Origin of the sequence: Clostridium sp. BSD9I1 (assembly GCF_900185645.1) — a bacterium.
In the GTDB taxonomy this organism is placed as follows: Bacteria; Bacillota; Clostridia; order Clostridiales; family Clostridiaceae; genus Clostridium_AK.
In genome coordinates this window covers 206,380-226,518 of record NZ_FYAM01000004.1, presented here as the reverse complement: position 1 = coordinate 226,518, position 20,139 = coordinate 206,380, and the positions used below count along the sequence as shown (strand labels likewise).

The window sequence follows — 20,139 nt, the reverse complement described above, 5'->3', positions numbered from 1 at the left end:
ATTTTCTGTAAAAGCTTCATATTTGTTTTCCCTTTAAATCAATTTATCTTCTTTGGCTTTTTCTACATCAAACCAAAACATAACCCCATCTTCTTCATTTATTACTCCATAATCGTTTTGATGTAATTCTTGAATTCCCTTAACAATAGAGAGTCCAAGGCCCGATCCACCATAACTTCTAGTTCTAGCCTTATCTACCTTGTAAAAACTAGTCCAAATTTTATCTAATGACTCTTCCGGAATGCGTTTACCTGAATTATATACAAACACCCTTATCTTATCTCGGATAGATTTTACTTCAACTGAAATAATTTTTTTATCATCTATATGATTTACTGCATTATTAATATAATTTATAATTACCTGTTCAATTCTTACCATATCGCCATAAGCTACTACATTCTCATCTTTTAATACCTGCACATTTACTTCTTTTTCTTCAAAAATAGCCTTGAATCTATTCAGCACTGATGTAATCATAGATGAAATATCAAATACGCTTTTCTCTATTTCATAATATCCTGATTCAATTTGGGATAAATTCAACAGATCCTTTACCAGCTGATTCATTCTAGCTGATTCATTCATAATTACATCACAATAAAACTCTTTACTTTCTTCATCCTCTATTACGTTACTTTTTAATCCTTCTGCATATCCTTGAATTAATGCAATCGGGGTTTTTAATTCATGAGATACATTAGAAATAAACTCCTTTCTCATTTCATCTATTTTTCTTTCTCTTTCTATATCCTCCATTAAATTTTGGTTTCTTTTATTTAATTCTGATATTGTACTATCTAATTTATCTGATAAAAAATTTATATTTTTACTAAGCTCCCCTATCTCATCTTCACTTTCTATATTACTTAGTTCTGAAAAATTAAGCTTTGCCATATTTTCAGTGATTCTATTAAGTTCCAAAATAGGACTGGTAAATCTTTTAGAAAATAAATACGACCATATACTTCCGAATATTATTACAATAATCCCTATAAACATCATAAATCTATTTGCAATAGATGCATTTTCCGTAATAGCTGGTAGAGAAGTTCTTGCAATTAAAAAATCTCCTGTATTTAACGTAGTTACCATGGTTAAAAAATCAATTTTTAACTCCATGTCCCTTTGAATTTGAAAATAGGTTTTCCGTCCTTGGTCTAAATTTCGTGAATCATTGTAGCTATTTTCATTATCTTTATCTAAAATCCGTTTATCACTTTCTTTAGGCGATTCTCCTCCATCAAATCGTCTTTCATTTACTATTCTAGAAAATGTGCTATATTTAGGCTTTCCTTTACTATTAACAATTAACACGTTAGCCCCTGTAGCATTTTCAAATATTTCAAGTTCTAAAGTAATGTCTACTGGATTTCCCTGATAGATTTCATTTATCTCAGTAATGCTTTTGATAAGCATATCTTTTTTTTGTGACATATAATATTTTTGTAAAAACTGTGTATTAAGAATCCAAAAAAGCAATACAAAAATTACAACAAATCCATTGGTTGCTATAAAGAGTTTATATCTTATAGATTTTTTCATTATTTCACCTCAAATTTGTAACCAAATCCTCTTACAGTTTGAACGTAATTTTCCTTTCCGGCAAGTTTAATTCTTAATCTATTAATATGGGTATCTACCGTTCTTAATCCTCCAAAGTAATCATATCCCCATACTTGATTGAGTATTTGCTCTCTACTAAGAGCCTTTCCCATATTTTCAACAAGATATAATAACATTTCATATTCCTTTGGACTTAAATCCACCTGATTTCCTTCAATAAATACGGTTCTAGCTTCTTCATCAACGATTAGTCCATCAAAAGATTTTATGCTATCTTTATTCCCTTCACTTCTTCTTAAAACCGCATTTACCCTTGCAACTAAAATATTAGGGCTAAATGGCTTAGTAACATATTCATCTACCCCAAGTTCAAACCCATAAAGTTCATCAAATTCTTCACTTCTTGCTGTAAGCATAATAATGGGCACCTTTGACACCTTTCTAACTTCTCTACATACTGTCCAACCATCATATCCAGGCATCATCACATCTAAAATGACAAGATTTATATCTTCATTTTCTAAAATCATTTCAAGTGCTTGCTTTCCGTCTCCTGCTTCAAGCGTTATATATCCTTCTTTTTTTAGAAAATCCTTCACTAACTTTCTTATAAGCATTTCATCATCTACAATTAATATTTTCTTTGCTGCCAAAATTTATCCCTCCAATAAAAACATATATATTTATCGTCTTTATTTTTTGAATTTCTATATTTTTCTATACTTTATTATACATTAACTTTGTTACAGCATTATAACAATTATCACCACTTGTATTAACTTCTTAGTTTTCACAAAAAAGACCCATGAAATAAATTCATGAGTCTTTCACACTTATCTATATATAATTTGAAGGGGGATTCAAACTATTCATTAAGTACTAGAGTTTATATTCTAATTTGCAGACTGGTTTCCAGTTGTCTTTGTATCCGTAGCTATTTTTTCTTTTTTATCTTTTACTCTTTCCATCTTAGGCATTGCAGCTTTAATTGCATCTACCTCTGTCTGTGTAAGCGTTCCATTATCCACTAGTTCTTTGAACATATCAATTCTTTCTGTACCCTTTTTACTTTGAAAATATGCCTTTCGCTCATCTTCAGTCATATTTTTAACCTTTTCCATTTCAGCTTTCATTGTTTGGCTTTTTTCATTCATAAAGCTAATTATCTTATCTTCTTTGGCCTGTGTTATTTTACCTGATCCTACTAGGGCATCTAAAGTTGTTTTTAAGCCTGCAGAGTTGATTTTTATTTTATAACCAAATCCTTTTCCCGAATGCTTTTCTTGTGGGAATGAAGCTTTTATCTTATCCGCCTGATCCTGACTAATAACTGCATTATCTACTAATGTTTTGAAAATATCAGTTTTTTTTGTATCCTTTTGACTTTCAAAATATGCCTTACGTTCTTCCACAGTCATATTTTTAACCTTTTCCATCTCAGCTTTTCTTGCTTCTTTCTGTGCATTTATAAATTCAGTAATCTTATTTGATTGTTCTTTAGTAATTGTTCCTGATTCAACGAGGCTTTCTAACTTAGTCTTTATATTTTCACCAAAAACAACTTTTTTATTACCTGCTTTACCTTGAGTTATAGTAAGCCTTCCATTACTTGCTGCTGCATCTTCGCTTTTAGCTGAAGCAGATATTCCTGCTGATAAAGTTAGCCCTGCTGCAATCAATCCTGTCATTACTTTTACAATTAATTTTTTACTTCTCATCTTTTTATACCCCTTTCGGTTTTTAGTAGTTGTTTTCCTTGATGTCTTTATTATATAGAAGCAATGACACATTTTTGTTACATCTATTTATAGATTTAGTTAAAGGTTGAAACTTTAATTTGGAAATTCAACAATAAAGGATGCGTCAACATTAACATTGCTTCGTACATATATTTTCCCATGGTGCTTTTCTACAATTGATTTTGCAATTGCAAGTCCTAATCCATATCCACCACTTTCCCTAGCACGTGAAGGATCTGCACGATAAAACCTTTCAAATATTTTATCAATGCTTTTCGCTGGAATACCCGATCCAGTATTTCTTATTACTAGCTGTATATTATTTTTTTCGTAATTTAGATATACAGAAATACTTCCATATTTAGGGGTATTTTTGACCGCATTATCCATTAAAATAGTTACTAATCGCTGAATATCTTCCTTATTTCCATTTAAATATATATTTTCTTTCACCTTTGTTTTAAGTTCTATATCGCTTTCAAATATAAATGCTTCAAAGGATAGAAGAACGCCATCTAAGACTTTACTAAAATCGAATTTTTCAATATACAAAGGTTGTTCCAATGAATCTATTTTAGCTAAAGATAGCATATCATTTATTAGATTTGACATTCTCTCTGTTTGAGAGTGTATAAATTCAAGCCACTTTCCTTGAGATTTTACATCCATATCTTCATTTGCTGAAATTACAGATAAATTAGTTTTTATTATTGTAAGTGGAGTTTTAAGTTCATGTGATGCATCTTCAATAAATTGTTGTTGTTTTTCAAACGCTTCCTTTATTGGCTTTATTGTACTGTTAGCTAAATGCACACTAATTAGATATAATAAGATAAGACTTGCCCCACCTGCAATTGTAAATATAATTAGAATATTTTTTAGACTTTCCTGTTGAGGACTTCTATCAACAAATACTACTTTTTTACCAAATGGGCCTTCTCCCTTAAGAAAAGAGTAATTAAAGTCTCCATACTTAATCTTTGCAGACATCTTATTTGATTCCATTGCCTTGGAAACTAATTCTTTAATAGTATTCTCTTCCATAGTCACAAAAGAAAATGATTTAATTATGTTCCCACTACTATCCAAATCAACAACTAAACTAGTTGCCATTCTAGGTTCTCCTTTAAATGGCTTTGGAGGCTCATCCATAATTCTTCTAAGGGTAAAATTTATTTGACGCTCTCCGCTTACTGCAGTTAATATATAGATAACAGTAAAAATGGCTACAAAAACGAAGGATAGAAGAGACATATTTATAATCACAAATTTATGTTTTAACTCTTTAAACATATTTACTCCTCCAACTTATATCCTACACCTCTAATTGTAGATATTTTAGCCTCCGATCCGACATATTTCAATTTTTTACGTATGAAGGATATATATACCTCAATATTATTATTTTCTGCTTCAGATTCAAACCCCCACACCTTAGTTATAAGTTCTTCCTTATTTACAACCTTTTGGGGTCTTAATAAGAAATATTTAAGTATTTCTATTTCTTTAAGTGCAAGCCTCACATTACCACTTTTGCTTTCTAGTATATAAGTTGATAAATTAAGAGAAAAATCTAAAAAGCTTAGTATATTATCATTTATAATTTCTCCCTTTCTTCTACAAAGTGCCCTAAGTCTTGCTAAAAGTTCCTCCGGTTCAAAAGGTTTTGGCAGATAATCATCTGCACCAAGATCTAATCCCCTTACCTTATCAGACACTTGCCCTTTAGCAGTGAGTAAAATCACAGGTGTGGATATATCTTCTTCTCTTATTTTTTTTAATACTTCTAATCCATTTAGTTTCGGAATCATTATATCTAAAATTATTACATCGTAAATATCTGTTAAAGCATAATCAAGCCCATCTTCTCCATTAAAAACTGCATCAACTAAATATTTATTTTTTTTTAAAATTTGAGTTAAAGCTTCTGATAATTGCTTCTCATCTTCAACTAAAAGTAATTTCATAAATCTATCACACCCCTTATTTTTCAACTGTAAGCCAATTATAACATACAAACCTTAAAGTAAATTTAAATTAAATTATTGAGTAGAAATTCTAATAAGCGCAAATAAACCATCATACACCGAGTGCCCAATGGTTTATTTATTTCTAAACTTAACTTTAAGACATTTAACGCTTAAATCTTAAACTGATTTATAGAGTTAATCATATCCTGTGCTTTCATATTTAAACTTTCTGATGATAATGCCACCTCTTGTGAAGAAGCACTTGATTCTTCAGCAGATGCTGAAATTTCTTCTGTAGCTGCTGAAATGTCTCCTGATTTTTGAATAGCTCCCTCAATATGATTTACTATTCTTGCTTTTTCTTCATCTATAGTATTGATATTACCAGCAATTATTCCGATTTGAGGAAAAACATTTTCTATATTAATCATTATATCTTTAAATGAATCTAGTGACTTAGTAATAATATTCATTTCTTCATTTAACCTATTATTCATGCTCTCAGAAATATCAGTTACTAATTTACTTTCTCTCGATACACTTTTTATTAAACTATTAATATTTGCAGAGGATTCTTTAGATTGTTCTGCCAACTTTCTGATTTCCTCTGCTACTACTGTAAACCCCCTCCCAAACTCTCCTGCCCGAGCTGCCTCAATAGAGGCATTTAAAGCAATGAGATTAGTTTGATCTGCAATAATATTTATTAAGTTTGTAATTTCGTTTATTTGTAATAATTGCTTACTAAAACCTTTTATTTTTTCGCTTACATTATTAAAAGATAAAACTATTTCCTCTAATGCCCCTTGCAAAACTTCAAGCCCCTGATTACTTACCTTAGCTTTAGAATTAATCAAATCTATTTTATTGTTAACTTCATCAACTGCTTCTGTTACCTCATGTATCTTATAACTAAAACCATTTAATGTGCTGCTTATATGCTCAAACTCTTCTGCCTGATGAACTGCACTATTAGCCACTTCTTGAACAGAATTAGCAACATCTTCAGATGCTGATGTCATCTCTTCAGCTACAGCAGATAACTTTTCCGAATGTTCTACTACACTGTTTGACGTATCCTTAACAATCATCATAGAGTTTCGAAACTTACATGTTAAGTCATTTATAGACTCAGCAATTCCTTCAAATTCATCCTTACTTTTTATGCTTAAGCCAATTGTTAAATCACCTTCTGATATCTTATTTAATGTATACTTAATCTTTTCAGCGTTTGAAGTTATTTTTTTAGAAAATAAGATACTAGTTAATATAGATAAAATTATAATAACTATTGATGCTACTACTATAGATATTAAAAGTCTTGTTCTAATATTTATAAATGTAGATACATCCTTATCAACACCAACAACAGCAATTATTTTACCAGCCGAATTTTTTATTGGTGCATAAGCTTGTATAAATACTCCATATGTATCGGTGATAGGCTTTTCAGTATGAACCGCTTGTCCATTTAGCGCGCTTTGTATTTCTTTTCCTAAAGTATACTTTTCACCAAGTTTACTTGTATTAACCAAGGAACCATCCACTGCAAAGTATGCATTATTATCTGATCCTTTAGCCATTGTATAAGCATATTTTATATCTTTATCGTTCTTAAACCTTATCAATCCGTCCTGAATTTCTTTATATTCAGGAATATCCATTGACTTACTACTAATTACCTTTTCTAATTTGTCCCCATCGATATTTTTAGTAGCTTCGATAACAGAATTTTTAGCATCATCTTGCAACCTAGAAAATTCCATTTTAAAAATGACTGTATTCAAAATTATTAATATAATCATAGAACTAATTGATATTGCCCCTATTACTTTTAGAATCTTCACTCCAAGTTTATTCATTGCCGCTTGCCCCCCGCTTTAATGCTTTTTATTCTTCTTTAATTACATTTATACTTATTAATTGCTACATAGTAATTGTATACATTAGGTACTATTCACTTAATATTTAATAGTTTATAAAAAATTATGCTAAAATTTAGTAAGACAAGTCTATCACACAAATATTATATTAAAATAAATTATTTCTTAAGTAATTCTTAAGTTATATTTTTTCTACATTTTTCTTCTTTATTCGATTCATATTTTACATAATCGTCATGAGAAACTAGAACTTTAGCACTTTTTAATTTAGAAATCTGCTTTATTTAAAAATCTCCTCTCCCATATTTATCAACTTTTACCGTTACATTGACCTGTATATTTGATTCTGAAATTATTTTATTCCAATCATTTCCCATTCTTCTTCCATATTTAGCTGCTGCTACTCTTCCAAGGTCAAGACAATCTATCTTAAGTTGATTCTTCATTTTATCTATAAATTCACTACACTCTTTTTCTACTTGCTTTTTCATAGTATTCTCAAACTCTTTTCTAGAATTAGAACTTTCTAGCAGATTATTATATAGTGTATTAGAGACAACTTCCCCCTTTAGGTTTAAATCAATAATAAAATTATATTTATCATCTTCCTTAAAGCATCTAACTTTCTTCTTTGTTTTTGCAGAAATATCTATGTATTCTTTTGAATTTTCTTGTAATGTGATTATTCCCTTAACATTATTGTATTTAAGTATGTTCAGTATTCTTGAGTCTTTCATATCGATTTTTGATGACATTTTATCTCCATTAAATAAGGCTTCTCCAGTAATCACAATCCCTTCCTTTGTAAGCTCAATATAAGGAAGCACAACACTTCTTCCCTCAGAGCCCATCCTAACAAAAGTATTCACTGCATCAAATTCATCCGGGAAGAAATTTGATCCTCTTTGATTTATAATCATCCCCTCAACAAAGTCTGCTGAGCTTGCATATCCTGGTATACTGTACTCAAGTATGTCTTTACTACTATTTCTGCAAATTACAAATATACCTGTATTATTAACACGTGGATTTTTAAAAATTATGTCAATACTAGAGGCAATGCCATGTATTGCGTAATTTTCATTTAATATGTAAACTTTCTCCAGGCCTGAAATAGCCATCTTATCTGCAAGTTGCTGTCTGCTTTCTCTTGCTACTGCAATAGTCTCTCCCTTTGAAGTTATTACTTTGCTTGAACGCCTTTTTTCTTGAAACACATATATGCTTCTTGTAATTATATATGTATAATCATTCTCAACTGTCTTTTCAAGATCAGCACCCAATGCAACTTCCACATCCATCTGTTCAGCTGGCTCAACTTCTGATATTACTATAAATAAGCTCACTAAACTAATAATTAATAAAATATGAGATATTTTTTTAATTCTAGTTAGTTTCATCTTTAACACCCTTCTTTATAAATATAAAAAATGCTACTGTTGTTATATAAATTAAATTAAATATAGTTATTTTACCTATTACCATGCCTATTACTTTGTTCCTAACTGTAGATTCTCCAATTACTAAAGTAATTGATACAATTATTAAATATAAAACACCTATTATATTTTTTCTTTTTACTTTATGGAATATATTTCCGCATATAAATGCAGAAGCAAAATAATAATTTGTTGAACTTTTTAAAGCTACAAAAATCCAAAAAAATGCAAAGATAATTCTGAAATTATTAATAACAGTTAACCTTAAACTTTCACTTGCAGTGATCAATGGCCAATATGACTTTTCTACAATATCTGCACTTAAGTAATATATTGTTACTGCTGTAGTTAAGGTATAGATTAGTACTGCTATACTTGTGGCCTTTGTTATTTCTTTGCTCATCCTTGAGTTATTTTTCACATATGGATATATAATAAATAATATTTCTAACCCCGAGTATGAAAATACCGCATCTTTTGAGCTCTTTACTATATTAATAATACCTGCATCAAATACAGGCATTAAGTTCAAGTGGCTTCCTTTCCTTAATGCTGCAAATGTTTCTAGCAACAAAATCATAGTTACATAAAAAGCTACAGTATTTACCCTGCCTACTACTTTTAATCCCCTATAGGCAGTAACTGCAGACATCAAAGTTGTTATGCCTATAATCCTTAAAGGAGTTAAAAATGCTGTAGCATATACTTGATATATAATACTAAACTCTGATATAACAAAACATGTATTCAAGATAAAAAAAACTAGAAAAAGTATATTAAGTAATGTTCCTATTACCTTCCCCATATACCTCTTGCTTAAGTCTAAAATGTTCTCCGATGGATGCTTTTTAATCATATATATACCTATACAGCCTACATATAGTGGATATATGCCTCCTAAAGCTGCACTTATCCACGCATCCTCATGAACATCTTTTACTAGTGTATTAGATAAGCTAAAAATACCGATTCCTACCATAGTTCCCACTAAAATATACATTGCTTCTGAAGGTACAAGGAAGTTATTTTGTTCTCTATTCACTAATAATCCCCTCTCCCTTGTCTTTCAATTTTTGCCTTAACTTCTACCTTTATATTTGAATTTGATACTTCTTCATTCCAATCAGTTCCTGTATCTCTTCCATACTTAGCCGCCGCTATTCTCCCTAATTCTAGAAAATCTATCTTATATTCTTCCTGCATTAATTTTAAGAATTTGTTACATCTTTCTTCAATCTGTCTCTCTATTTCTTTTTCAAGTTTGCTTTTCTCCTCTTCATTTTCAAATACCTTTCTATTTAGTTCATTTGCGATGATTTCTCCCTTTAGCTTCAGGCTAATATTAAAATTGTATTTCCCATTTTCTCTTTCACACTTTACTTTCCTTTTACACTCTGCATAATAATCAGCATACTCCTTTGAACTTTTCTTTACCGTTATTACACCTTTTCCACTGCCATCACTTAACATATTTAATACCTTGGCATCATCGATTCCAACTTTCCCTATCATTTTATCACTCTTAAACAAGGCCAGACCTTCTATTTTAAGTCCCTCGTTTGTCAGAACAAGATATGGAACAGTAAAACTTCGCCCTTCAGAATCAAGGCGTACAAAAATGTCAATTATTTTATAGTTATTAGTAAAAAAATTAAACGCTTTGGAATTTTTAATCATACCTTCTATGTAATCTGCAGAACTAGGATATCCGGCAATGGGATATTCTAGTATAGTTTTTGCATCTCCCCTGCACACGGCAACCAAAGCAGTATCATTAGCATCAGGATTATTGAAAAGTATATCCAATAAGTTTCTTATCCCCTCTGTTGCATATTCCTCACTTATTATATCTGTCTTTTCAAGACCAATAAGAAATCTTTTATCTATTTCCAACTGCCTGTTTTGTCTGCTTTGTCCAATAGATTCTTTGCTTCCAGTAGTTACTCTACTGATTGTTTTTTCTTCTTCAAAGACATACGAACTTATGGAAATTTTATAGGATATATTATCGAATCCCTTTTTTTCTATATCAATCCCAACACCAGCTGGTATACTTAAATCTTCAGCCGCCTCTCTTTGTGGTTCACCTCCAATAGTTGTAAATAAAATAAACATTAGAATTGAACAAAAAATAATCATCTTATTCATAGGCTTTTTCCTTCTTAAAATAAACTATTAAAACCATTAGCAGTACGTATAAAACATTAAATATACATATGATACTAGCTAGTGGGTATATAATCTCCCTTCTTTCTATTTCTTCACTTAACAACATAGAAACATAAAGCATTAGTGGCACTGATAAAAAATAAAATACATTTCTCTTGAGTTTTTTTAATAAATCTTTTATTATTAATTCACAAGCATAATAATTTACAGTAACAGCTGTAAGTGATACAAATATCCATAAAAACATCAAAATAAATCTAAAGTTATTTATTATCGGAAGCCTCAAGCTTTCAATAATATATAAAGAAGACCATATAGCTTTAGGTATAAACGTATGACCGAGATAAAATATTGTTGCAAATGTTACCCAAGTATAGCTTAGGCATATTAGCGTAGCCGATCGTATACAAGCAGTTTTAAGTTTATTTTTATCATTAATGTACGGATACAGTAGCAAAACAATTTCAATACCTAGATATGCATAAATTCCACCCTTTACACCTTTTACAATATTTACGAATCCGCTTCCAAATACAGGCATTACATTTAGAATACTACCTTTTACTAATGCAATTATTCCAATGGATATCGATAAGATTATATTATAAAATACAATTTCACTTATTCTTCCGATGGCTTTTAATCCTTTATAAGAACACAAAGCAGCTATAACAATATATAGAAACATAACACGAAAACTTGATAAAAAATCAACAATATATACTCTTAAAAAGTTGCTTATACCTGATACTTCTGAAACTATATAAACTACGTAAATAAATAATTGTACTATATTGAGAATACTTCCAAAGAACTTTCCAAAAAACTTTCGATTTAAAATTAAAATATTCTCATTAGGATAATTATGTGCTATATATAAGGCACCAATAATTATATAGAAAAGATATATTCCTCCTAAAAGCACAGATATCCATCCATCCTGTTTCGCCGCACCGACAACATCGTTAGGAAGACTTAATATTGATATAGTTATACAACTAAAAATCATAATCTTTGAAAATTGGTTGTAGGTTAGAAGATTATTCTCCACTTTGTTCATTTTTGTTTCTCCTTGGTATATCCCATTTATCCCTAAAATCTGTCTGCCTTACAGAGTCTCCGTTTGGTATTGATTCTGGTCTTTTATTCATCATCCACAATGGAGCTCTTAACAATGTATCCTTGATATCATTTTTCTTAAAGGATAAGTAAGGCACGCCGAAACTATCAGTAGAACATAAGCTAGTAATAATAAAATACCATCCAATTCCTATACCAAAAATCCCAAGAAAGTTTGCAAGTATAAGCATTGGAAACCTAAGTACTCTAATGGATAGGGACATGTCATAGTTTGGTATCAAAAAAGCTGCTACTACTGTTATTCCTATGATAAACAATGTAGTTGGACTAACAATCTTAGATTCCACTGCGGTATCACCAATTATAATACCACCTACAACGCTTAAGGTCTGACCTATTTTAGAAGGCAGTCTTAATCCTCCCTCTCTTAAAAATTCTACTATTATCTCCATACACAATATCTCCAAAAAAGGAGTTAGTGCGATACCTATTCTAGATTGTATTATTGGTGTAATAAACTTAATTGGAATAAGTTCTGCATTAAACTTTATCAAAGTTAAATATATGGACGGAACTGTTATCACTATAAAAACTGCTAAAAATCTTAATATTCTTGTAAAATTGGCTAAGATTGTTCTCTCATTATAATCTTCTACTGTTTGAAAAAACTCTAGAAAATTACAAGGAACTAGCATGACATGCGGAGTTCCTGATATAATTATAGCTATTTTCCCTTCTACTAAATTATCTATTACTACATCAGGTTTTTCTGTTCCTCTAGATTGAGGAAATAAGAAAAAAGTATAATCTTCAATATATTGATTTAGTGTACCTGATGCCATAATTACATCTACATCTATACTATTTATTTTTTCTCTTAAATTGCTTACAATATCCATATCTACAATGTCTTTTATATATAATACTGCAATGTCAGTTTGTGATCGCCTCCCAACTATAAAGTTTTCTATAGTAAGATTTGTATCTTTCAGCAATCTTTTTAGTAATAATATGTTAGTTTCTAAATCTTCAATAAATCCTTCCCTATTTCCTCTTATTACGGTTTCATTTTCAGGCTCAGTAATATTACGTGACTTCCCTCCAGAAGTGTCTAGTAAAATAGCCTCTTCTATTCCATCTATTATTACAGCAGTTTTACCCCTTTTTATCACATTTGCAATATTATCAAGATTACTTTCTACCCAACTATTACTTATTAGAATATATCTTTTAATTAAATAATCACAGATATCTGGGCGCTCCAATCTTTCATTCACGTCAATCATTAATGGTCTAAGTATATTATTCTCTATGCTATCCTTGTTAGCTAATCCATCTAAATATATTACTGCAGCATTAATAGGTTTACCTTTCCCTAAGTAAAAATTTCTTACTATTATTTGGTTTTGACTTCCTAATGCCTTCGATACTTCTTCTATATTTTGATGCAAATTCATACTATTCATATACTCACCACAATTCCTATATAATGACATTGTTTTATTTTTAGTAATTTAAACCTGTATTATTCACTATAATCAATATTTGATTTTTTAAGCAAAACAAAAACAGTCCTTTCTTAAAGACTGTTTTTTCTATATATCTACTCATTTATATCTTTAAATAAATTTTGAGCAATTTTCACTGCTTCTTGTGCATCCTTTGCATAGTAATCTGCCTTTATCATATCTGCATATTCTTGATTTAATACTGCCCCTCCAACAAAAACTTTACATTTCACCTTATTTTCTCTAAGGCTCTTTATTGTGTCTTCCATGCTCTTAACAGTAGTTGTCATAAGAGCACTTAATCCAACTAACTTTATATTTTCCTTTTTTGCCATTTCCACTATATTAGCTATAGGTACATCTTTCCCTAAATCTATAATGTCAAATCCATAGTTTTCAAGAATAATCTTTACAATGTTCTTGCCAATATCATGAATATCTCCCTTTACTGTGGCTAAAATTATCTTTCCTTTAGAAACCTGCTTTTCTTCTTCTAAGTTCATATTTTCTTTTATAACAATAAATGCACTTTTCACAGTTTCAGCAGATTGAATAAGCTGTGGAAGAAATATTTCTCCTCTTTCATACTTTCTACCCACTACATCTAATACTGGAATTAAGTATTCATCAACTATAGTTAAACCATCCTTAACCACTAATAGCTCCCTTGTAATTTGTGATGCATCTTCTTTTAAGCCTTTTATTATTATTTCTTTTAAATCTCTATTATTATTTGCCTTAGGAAGTTCCTTTACATCAATATCTGAATATGTATTTACATATTCCTTTGCTTCCTTATCTATATTAGCTAATACCTTAAAGGCTTTTATAACATCCATTACTTCCTTATTTCCTGGATTTAATATTGGAGCATCTAATCCTGCAGCTAGCGTCATTGAAAGAAAAGTTTGATTTAAAATTTCCCTTTTAGGAAGTCCAAAAGATACATTACTTACTCCAAGTACCGTACTTACTCCAAGCTGTTCCTTTACCATTCTTACAGCCTTTACTGTCTCCATAACCTCTTTTTGCTGAGCTGAAGCTGTGAGAACTAAGCAATCTATTAAAATATCTTCTTTATTTATGCCGTATTCTTTAGCAGTATTTATAATTTTTTCTGCAATCTTAACCCTTTCCTCCGCCTTAGCTGGTATGCCACTTTCATCAAGCGTAAGTCCTACTATGCAAGCACCATATTTCTTAGCAATTGGGAAAATCTTTTTCATAACTTGCTCTTTTCCGTTAACTGAATTTATGATAGGTTTACCATTGTAAATTCTTGCAGCAGCTTCTATAACTTTTGCATCTGAACTATCTATTTGAAGTGGAACATTTAATATTGATTGTATTTCCTTAATGGTCCTTACCATCATTTCCTTTTCATCTATTTCTGGCAGCCCTACATTTACATCTAATACATCTGCTCCTGACTCTACTTGATTTATAGCTTCAGTTAATATGTAATCTATATTATTGGATTTCAATGCATCCTTGAACTTCTTCTTTCCCGTTGGATTGATTCTCTCTCCTATAATCTTTACTTCTTCTCCTAATATTACACTTTTGCTAGATGAACATATTGCTGTGAGTCTTTTATTATTTAATTTAAATGGTTTTAGATCCTTTATACTATCAACAACCACTCTTATATATTTATCAGTTGTACCACAGCAACCACCTAAAATACATACTCCTTTTTGAGCCATTAACTTCACATATTTTCCGAAATATTCCGGCGTAATATCATATATAGTTTTATCATCTTCTACTCTAGGAAGGCCTGCATTGGCTTGAACTATAACAGGAGTTGATGAATACTCTAATATATTTTCTACTATAGGCATTAGTTCCTTAGGTCCAAGAGAGCAATTTACTCCTAGAGCATCTACTCCTAGGCCTTCTAAAAGAGTTACCATAGTAAGAGGATCTGTTCCTGTAAAAGTTCTCCCATCTTCTCCAAAAGTCATAGTACAAAACACTGGTAATCTGCTATTTTCTTTTGCTGCTAATACTGCTGCTTTAGCTTCGTAAAGATCAGAAATTGTTTCTATTAAAATCAGATCACATCCTGCTTTAACTCCGGCCTCTATCTGTCTTTTAAAAATTTCATAAGCGCTTTGAAATTTTAATACTCCTATAGGTTCAAGCATCTGACCAATAGGTCCAATATCTAATGCGATATATTTTCCATCATTAGTTTTTCTAGCTTCTTTAGCAATCTCTACTGCTTTTGTTATTATTTCTTCTACAGAGTAACCTGTATCCTTAAGCTTTAACTCATTAGCTCCAAATGTATTAGTAGTAATTATATCCGAACCTGCTTCTATATATTTTTCATGAACTTCTTTAATTATTTCAGGGTGTATAATATTATACATCTCCGGAATTTCTCCAGCTATAAGTCCTCTACTTTGGAGCATTGTTCCCATAGCTCCATCGAAAAATATAAATTGCTTTGCTAAAATATCCTTAATCTCCACAGTCATTACCCCTTTTTCTATATTGACATTCTATAAAATTATTGCATTTCTTACATTCAGAATGCTGAGCTTTGATGTTCTTATCCTGAAATCCTATTACTGCACTTACTGATTTTCTTGGTATTAAAATATAATTTTCAGTTACTGTAAGCCCTATGCTTTTTTGTGTATCTAAAGCACTTATTATTTTGGGTTGAATATCTATTAAAAAATCTCCATATCCAGGGCTATATCTATAGGTAATGTCTAGTGTTTTACTTCGAGCTTCTTTTTGTATCTCCTTTTGAGCCTCATCACAAACCCATTCTACGCATACAGATGCACAAGCATCTAATATTAGTGCTCTAGTCATGCTTACTTTTTCATAATACCTTATTTTAGTATCCATATTGCTTCCAAGGGTTGCTGCCATAACAGCGCACATAGATGACTCCTTAAGATGTTCCAATATATCTTTTCCTTTGAACACCAAATTGCTTTCTACTAATCTTACTTGTTCCTCACTTTTCTCAATATCAAATATTTTATATGTGTATTTACAATTTGAAATTTCTTTTACTTCATTTATGCATTCGTCTATTAACAAATTTATATTCGTATCAATAACCCCATTTTTATATCCAAGATATCTTAGAACTTCTTTTTTATCTATATGCATCCTTATCCCCCTCAAAGTTACCTATATATAATTTAGTCTTTATAAAATGTAGTACTAAATCCCTTATCCAAAACATATCTCGCATACTCTTTTGCTCCGAATAAAGATAAATCCTTATAGTTGCCACATTGAAGATCATTAGCTGCTGGTACTTCATCTGATTGTAGTACTTGTTTTAAAGATGTTTCAAGAGCACTTTTTACTGTTGTTGATTCTACATCTCCCCACAGTATAAGGTAAAACCCAGTTCTGCATCCCATTGGCGATAAATCAATTACATTTTCCAAGTGCTCCCTTAAATATCCTGCAAGAAGATGTTCTAAAGCATGTAATGATGCCGTTGGCATTGCCTCTTGATTTGGTTGCAAAAACCTTAAATCAAACTTTGTTACTTTATCACCCTTTTTCCCATTAAGAACTCCTGCTTTTCTTACATATGGTGCACTAACCTTCCTATGATCTAATTGAAAGCTTTCTACCTTTTCCATATAAAATTCCTCCCTATAATTCATATATTAATATAACCTATACTTATATTAAATAATAGTTTTTAAAATCATTAAAGCCTATTCTCACTATTTAATGCACTTACAATAGAATCTATGTTAGATACTATCTTTTTAGCTACCTCTGGATTATTCATTGTATATATGTGAATGCCATCTACTCCTGAAGACAACAAATCAATTATTTGCTCTGTAGCATAAGCAATCCCAGCATCTCTTAATGCCTGCGGGTTATCTATATATTTATTTATTATTTTCGTAAATTTCTCTGGAATATGTGCACCACATAAACTTGCTATTCTAACTATTTGTTTACTATTTATCACAGGCATAATACCTACTTCAATAGGAATGTTTATTTTCTTACCCTCTGCCCTTTGCTTAAAGTCATAAAAAAACTTATTATTAAGAAATAATTGAGTTATCATAAAATCCACTCCTGAGTTTACTTTGCTTTTAAGATTTTTAAAATCCTCGTCTGCGCTATTGCTTTCAATATGGGTCTCCGGATAGCACGCTGCCGCTATACAAAAATCCCCATGATTTTTTATATCTTTTATTAAATCTTCTGCATATTTAAAATGAAGAGGTTCTGGGAATTTAAAGTTTGTGTCTTGAGGCAAATCTCCTCTAAGTGCTAGTACATTTTTAATATTGTTTTCTTTTAAATCATTCAAAATTCCATTGACTTCGTCTCTAGTAGATGTCATGCACGTTAGGTGCGCTAGTGCTTCAATATTATATTTATTTTTTATAATAGAAGCTATCTCTACAGTCTTATTCCTAGTTTCACTGTTTCCACCTGCCCCATAGGTTACACTGATATAATCTGGTTTCAAAGGTGCTAATTCATCAATTGTATTATATATAGTATCGATTGAAGATTCTTTTTTAGGTGGAAAAATCTCAAAGGATATTATCGGTTTCTTGCGTGAGAATATGTCTTTTATATACATTTTCGAGCCCCCTAATAAATGATTTTTTATTATTAGATTAAAATCTTTGCTTTTCACTGAAAGTTTTGTATACTTAATAAAAAAATAAGACCTAAAGGATATCCTTTAGGTCTTTATGCCTATTGCCATCCTTATCTTCCAGCTTTCGCTGCAGGAATTGGCACCATTGTATGAATTATAAAAATACATACCGGTTGCCGGGCTTCACAGGGCCAGTCCCTCCACCTCTCTTGATAAGAAATATTCTGTTTTTCTTATGATTATATATGTGTATTTTATTAATGTCAACCTTTTGTTTATTTCCCTCAAAGTTTTTATATTAACAATCTCTAACAAATCTTTCTATTCTTTTAAGTGCTTCCATAATGTTATCCATTGAAGAAGCATAACAGGTTCTTATGAACCCTTCTCCACACTCTCCAAACGCGTGTCCTGGAACCGCTAACACTTTTTCCTTCATTAGAAGTCTTTCACAAAACTCATCTGATGTTAACCCAGTTGATTTTATACATGGGAATAAATAAAATGCCCCCTTAGGTTCGAAACAATCAAGCCCCATCTTTCTAAATCCATTTACCATTACTCTTCTTCTTCTATTGTATTCTCTGACCATTTCTTGAACATCTCTATCACTATTTTTCAAAGCTTCAATAGCAGCATATTGACCCGTTGTATTAGAACACATAATTGCATATTGATGAATCTTTTTCATAGCATCTATTAATATACGATGTCCACAAACATAGCCCATTCTCCACCCTGTCATAGCGTAAGATTTTGAAAAACCATTGATAACTATAGTTTTTTCGTACATTTCCGGAAAGCTTGCAATAGAAACATGCTCTCCTTCATAAGTTAATTCAGAATATATCTCATCTGATAATACAATTATGTCCTTATCTTTAAGAACATCTACAATTGCTGATAATTCTTCCCTTGTCATAATGGCTCCAGTTGGGTTATTTGGAAAAGGCACAATAACTACTTTAGTCTTTGGAGTTATCGCCTGAGCAAGCAACTCTGGAGTTAATTTAAATTCATCTTCAGCTCTAAGATTAATAACCACTGGTTTAGCACCAGTGAAAACAGTGCATCCTTTATATGCAACGAAACTTGGTTCCGGTATAATAACTTCATCACCTTCTGCAACCAATGCCCTAAGCGCTATATCAATGCCCTCACTTCCTCCAACAGTAACAAGTATTTGATTATCAGCATTATACTTTAAATCATACTTCCTATTTAAATATGATGAAATTTCATCTCTAAGTTCAATAAGGCCTGCATTCGAAGAATAGTGTGTATGCCCTTTTTCTAGGGAATAAATGCCGGCTTCTCTTATATTCCATGGAGTTACAAAATCTGGTTCTCCAACTCCAAGAGATATTACGTCATCCATTTCATTTATCATATCAAAGTACTTTCTTATACCTGAAGGTGGCATATTACTAACCTTAGGTAAAATCATATCTTCTATCTTCATATAAATATAGCCTCCCTATCATCCCTTACTTTTTCTTCAAATATAACACCTTTGTCTTTATACTTTTTAAGTATAAAGTGTGTTGCAGTGCTTAAAACTCCCTCTTGTGTAGCCAGTTTTTCTGATACAAAAAGTGCTACCTCTTTTATAGTCTTTCCTTCAACAATGACAGTTAAATCAAATCCCCCCGACATTAAATAGCAAGATTTAACCTCTGGAAATCTATATATTCTTTCTGCCACTTTATCAAAACCTTCTCCTCTTTGTGGAGTTACTTTTACCTCTATCAGCGCTATAACACTGTCTTTACTTGTTTGATCCCAATTAATTAAAGCAGTATATCCTACAATAACATTATCCTTTTCGTACTTCTCTATAGCTTCCCTTACCTCTCCAGTAGTTTTACCTGTCATCACTGCTATTTCTTCTTCGTTGTATTTACTATTTTTCTCTAGAATCTCAAGAATTTCTTCCATAATACTTCTTCCTCCAATCTAATAAAAATAAAAAAAGTCCTCCATCCCATAAAGGGACGAAAGACTTTTCGCGGTACCACCCTAGTTAGTGCTATAAAGCACTCCCTCAATTGGAATAAAAAATTCCAATCCTCTGTAACGTGAGGAAACGTCTGTCTCTATTGTAGGAATTAAAAAATCAATTCCCCTTTCTCGATAAGAAACTCGAGGGCTGCTTTCTATAAAG

The 20,139-nt window shown here is 30.9% G+C and carries 17 protein-coding genes, 1 riboswitch and 1 other annotated feature (1 of these 19 only partly in view); all 17 genes read right to left on the bottom strand.

All coding sequences use genetic code 11. The features are described from left to right. Nucleotides 1-33: 33 nt before the first annotated feature. Nucleotides 34-1,545, bottom strand: a complete 1,512-nt coding sequence (locus BSD9I1_RS01565) for a HAMP domain-containing sensor histidine kinase (RefSeq protein ID WP_186428831.1) — start codon at nucleotides 1,543-1,545, stop codon at nucleotides 34-36. After that, nucleotides 1,545-2,219 (bottom strand): response regulator transcription factor, encoded by a 675-nt coding sequence (locus tag BSD9I1_RS01560; RefSeq protein WP_186428830.1) that lies wholly within the window; start codon nucleotides 2,217-2,219, stop codon nucleotides 1,545-1,547. The genes BSD9I1_RS01565 and BSD9I1_RS01560 overlap by 1 nt, the downstream gene beginning before the upstream one ends. A 240-nt stretch (nucleotides 2,220-2,459) precedes the next feature. Then, nucleotides 2,460-3,284 carry a hypothetical protein gene (locus tag BSD9I1_RS01555; protein ID WP_186428829.1) on the bottom strand — a complete coding sequence of 275 codons (825 nt, stop codon included), beginning with the start codon at nucleotides 3,282-3,284 and terminating at the stop codon, nucleotides 2,460-2,462. 114 nt (nucleotides 3,285-3,398) lie between these two features. After that, a complete protein-coding gene (locus tag BSD9I1_RS01550) occupies nucleotides 3,399-4,598 on the bottom strand; it encodes a cell wall metabolism sensor histidine kinase WalK (protein ID WP_186428828.1) in 1,200 nt (399 codons plus the stop codon). 2 nt (nucleotides 4,599-4,600) lie between these two features. Further along, on the bottom strand, nucleotides 4,601-5,272 hold the full coding sequence (locus tag BSD9I1_RS01545; protein ID WP_186428827.1) for a response regulator transcription factor: 672 nt from the start codon (nucleotides 5,270-5,272) through the stop codon (nucleotides 4,601-4,603). Nucleotides 5,273-5,445: 173 nt separating this feature from the next. Continuing rightward, complete coding sequence (locus tag BSD9I1_RS01540) at nucleotides 5,446-7,137, bottom strand: methyl-accepting chemotaxis protein (protein WP_186428826.1); 1,692 nt, start codon at nucleotides 7,135-7,137, stop codon at nucleotides 5,446-5,448. A gap of 305 nt (nucleotides 7,138-7,442) precedes the next feature. Beyond that, a complete protein-coding gene (locus BSD9I1_RS01535; protein ID WP_186428825.1) occupies nucleotides 7,443-8,558 on the bottom strand; it encodes a Ger(x)C family spore germination protein in 1,116 nt (371 codons plus the stop codon). Beyond that, complete coding sequence (locus tag BSD9I1_RS01530) at nucleotides 8,545-9,639, bottom strand: GerAB/ArcD/ProY family transporter (RefSeq protein ID WP_186428824.1); 1,095 nt, start codon at nucleotides 9,637-9,639, stop codon at nucleotides 8,545-8,547. The genes BSD9I1_RS01535 and BSD9I1_RS01530 overlap by 14 nt, the downstream gene beginning before the upstream one ends. Beyond that, complete coding sequence (locus BSD9I1_RS01525) at nucleotides 9,639-10,745, bottom strand: Ger(x)C family spore germination protein (RefSeq protein ID WP_186428823.1); 1,107 nt, start codon at nucleotides 10,743-10,745, stop codon at nucleotides 9,639-9,641. Before BSD9I1_RS01525 ends, BSD9I1_RS01530 begins: the two co-directional genes overlap by 1 nt. After that, nucleotides 10,738-11,826: a GerAB/ArcD/ProY family transporter gene (locus BSD9I1_RS01520; RefSeq protein WP_186428822.1), complete on the bottom strand. Its 1,089-nt coding sequence runs from the start codon at nucleotides 11,824-11,826 to the stop codon at nucleotides 10,738-10,740. The genes BSD9I1_RS01525 and BSD9I1_RS01520 overlap by 8 nt, the downstream gene beginning before the upstream one ends. Next, a complete protein-coding gene (locus tag BSD9I1_RS01515; protein WP_373419334.1) occupies nucleotides 11,807-13,303 on the bottom strand; it encodes a spore germination protein in 1,497 nt (498 codons plus the stop codon). Before BSD9I1_RS01515 ends, BSD9I1_RS01520 begins: the two co-directional genes overlap by 20 nt. Before the next feature lie 146 nt (nucleotides 13,304-13,449). Then, on the bottom strand, nucleotides 13,450-15,834 hold the full coding sequence (locus BSD9I1_RS01510; RefSeq protein WP_186428820.1) for a homocysteine S-methyltransferase family protein: 2,385 nt from the start codon (nucleotides 15,832-15,834) through the stop codon (nucleotides 13,450-13,452). Continuing rightward, on the bottom strand, nucleotides 15,824-16,492 hold the full coding sequence (locus BSD9I1_RS01505) for a vitamin B12 dependent-methionine synthase activation domain-containing protein (RefSeq protein ID WP_186428819.1): 669 nt from the start codon (nucleotides 16,490-16,492) through the stop codon (nucleotides 15,824-15,826). The genes BSD9I1_RS01510 and BSD9I1_RS01505 overlap by 11 nt, the downstream gene beginning before the upstream one ends. A 32-nt stretch (nucleotides 16,493-16,524) precedes the next feature. Further along, on the bottom strand, nucleotides 16,525-16,980 hold the full coding sequence (locus BSD9I1_RS01500) for an S-ribosylhomocysteine lyase (protein ID WP_186428818.1): 456 nt from the start codon (nucleotides 16,978-16,980) through the stop codon (nucleotides 16,525-16,527). A gap of 71 nt (nucleotides 16,981-17,051) precedes the next feature. Continuing rightward, nucleotides 17,052-17,954, bottom strand: coding sequence for a methylenetetrahydrofolate reductase [NAD(P)H] (gene metF / locus BSD9I1_RS01495; protein WP_186428817.1), 903 nt, complete (start codon nucleotides 17,952-17,954; stop codon nucleotides 17,052-17,054). Nucleotides 17,955-18,082: 128 nt separating this feature from the next. Continuing rightward, nucleotides 18,083-18,194: riboswitch (SAM riboswitch) on the bottom strand. 79 nt (nucleotides 18,195-18,273) lie between these two features. Next, a complete protein-coding gene (locus BSD9I1_RS01490) occupies nucleotides 18,274-19,437 on the bottom strand; it encodes an aminotransferase class I/II-fold pyridoxal phosphate-dependent enzyme (RefSeq protein ID WP_186428816.1) in 1,164 nt (387 codons plus the stop codon). Further along, nucleotides 19,434-19,913: an Lrp/AsnC family transcriptional regulator gene (locus BSD9I1_RS01485; protein ID WP_035304875.1), complete on the bottom strand. Its 480-nt coding sequence runs from the start codon at nucleotides 19,911-19,913 to the stop codon at nucleotides 19,434-19,436. Before BSD9I1_RS01485 ends, BSD9I1_RS01490 begins: the two co-directional genes overlap by 4 nt. A 49-nt stretch (nucleotides 19,914-19,962) precedes the next feature. Next, nucleotides 19,963-20,139 (bottom strand) — a binding site (T-box leader) (it continues 79 nt past the right edge of the window).

What these genes read in the sequence shown, in the direction of transcription:
- BSD9I1_RS01515 (WP_373419334.1), bottom strand. Translation starts at nt 13,303, where the DNA reads ATGAATTTGCATCAAAATATAGAAGAAGTATCGAAGGCATTAGGAAGT.
- BSD9I1_RS01565 (WP_186428831.1), bottom strand. Translation starts at nt 1,545, where the DNA reads ATGAAAAAATCTATAAGATATAAACTCTTTATAGCAACCAATGGATTT.
- BSD9I1_RS01500 (WP_186428818.1), bottom strand. Translation starts at nt 16,980, where the DNA reads ATGGAAAAGGTAGAAAGCTTTCAATTAGATCATAGGAAGGTTAGTGCA.
- BSD9I1_RS01525 (WP_186428823.1), bottom strand. Translation starts at nt 10,745, where the DNA reads ATGAATAAGATGATTATTTTTTGTTCAATTCTAATGTTTATTTTATTT.
- BSD9I1_RS01485 (WP_035304875.1), bottom strand. Translation starts at nt 19,913, where the DNA reads ATGGAAGAAATTCTTGAGATTCTAGAGAAAAATAGTAAATACAACGAA.
- BSD9I1_RS01555 (WP_186428829.1), bottom strand. Translation starts at nt 3,284, where the DNA reads ATGAGAAGTAAAAAATTAATTGTAAAAGTAATGACAGGATTGATTGCA.
- BSD9I1_RS01550 (WP_186428828.1), bottom strand. Translation starts at nt 4,598, where the DNA reads ATGTTTAAAGAGTTAAAACATAAATTTGTGATTATAAATATGTCTCTT.
- BSD9I1_RS01490 (WP_186428816.1), bottom strand. Translation starts at nt 19,437, where the DNA reads ATGAAGATAGAAGATATGATTTTACCTAAGGTTAGTAATATGCCACCT.
- BSD9I1_RS01505 (WP_186428819.1), bottom strand. Translation starts at nt 16,492, where the DNA reads ATGCATATAGATAAAAAAGAAGTTCTAAGATATCTTGGATATAAAAAT.
- BSD9I1_RS01520 (WP_186428822.1), bottom strand. Translation starts at nt 11,826, where the DNA reads ATGAACAAAGTGGAGAATAATCTTCTAACCTACAACCAATTTTCAAAG.
- BSD9I1_RS01545 (WP_186428827.1), bottom strand. Translation starts at nt 5,272, where the DNA reads ATGAAATTACTTTTAGTTGAAGATGAGAAGCAATTATCAGAAGCTTTA.
- BSD9I1_RS01535 (WP_186428825.1), bottom strand. Translation starts at nt 8,558, where the DNA reads ATGAAACTAACTAGAATTAAAAAAATATCTCATATTTTATTAATTATT.
- metF (WP_186428817.1), bottom strand. Translation starts at nt 17,954, where the DNA reads ATGTATATAAAAGACATATTCTCACGCAAGAAACCGATAATATCCTTT.
- BSD9I1_RS01540 (WP_186428826.1), bottom strand. Translation starts at nt 7,137, where the DNA reads ATGAATAAACTTGGAGTGAAGATTCTAAAAGTAATAGGGGCAATATCA.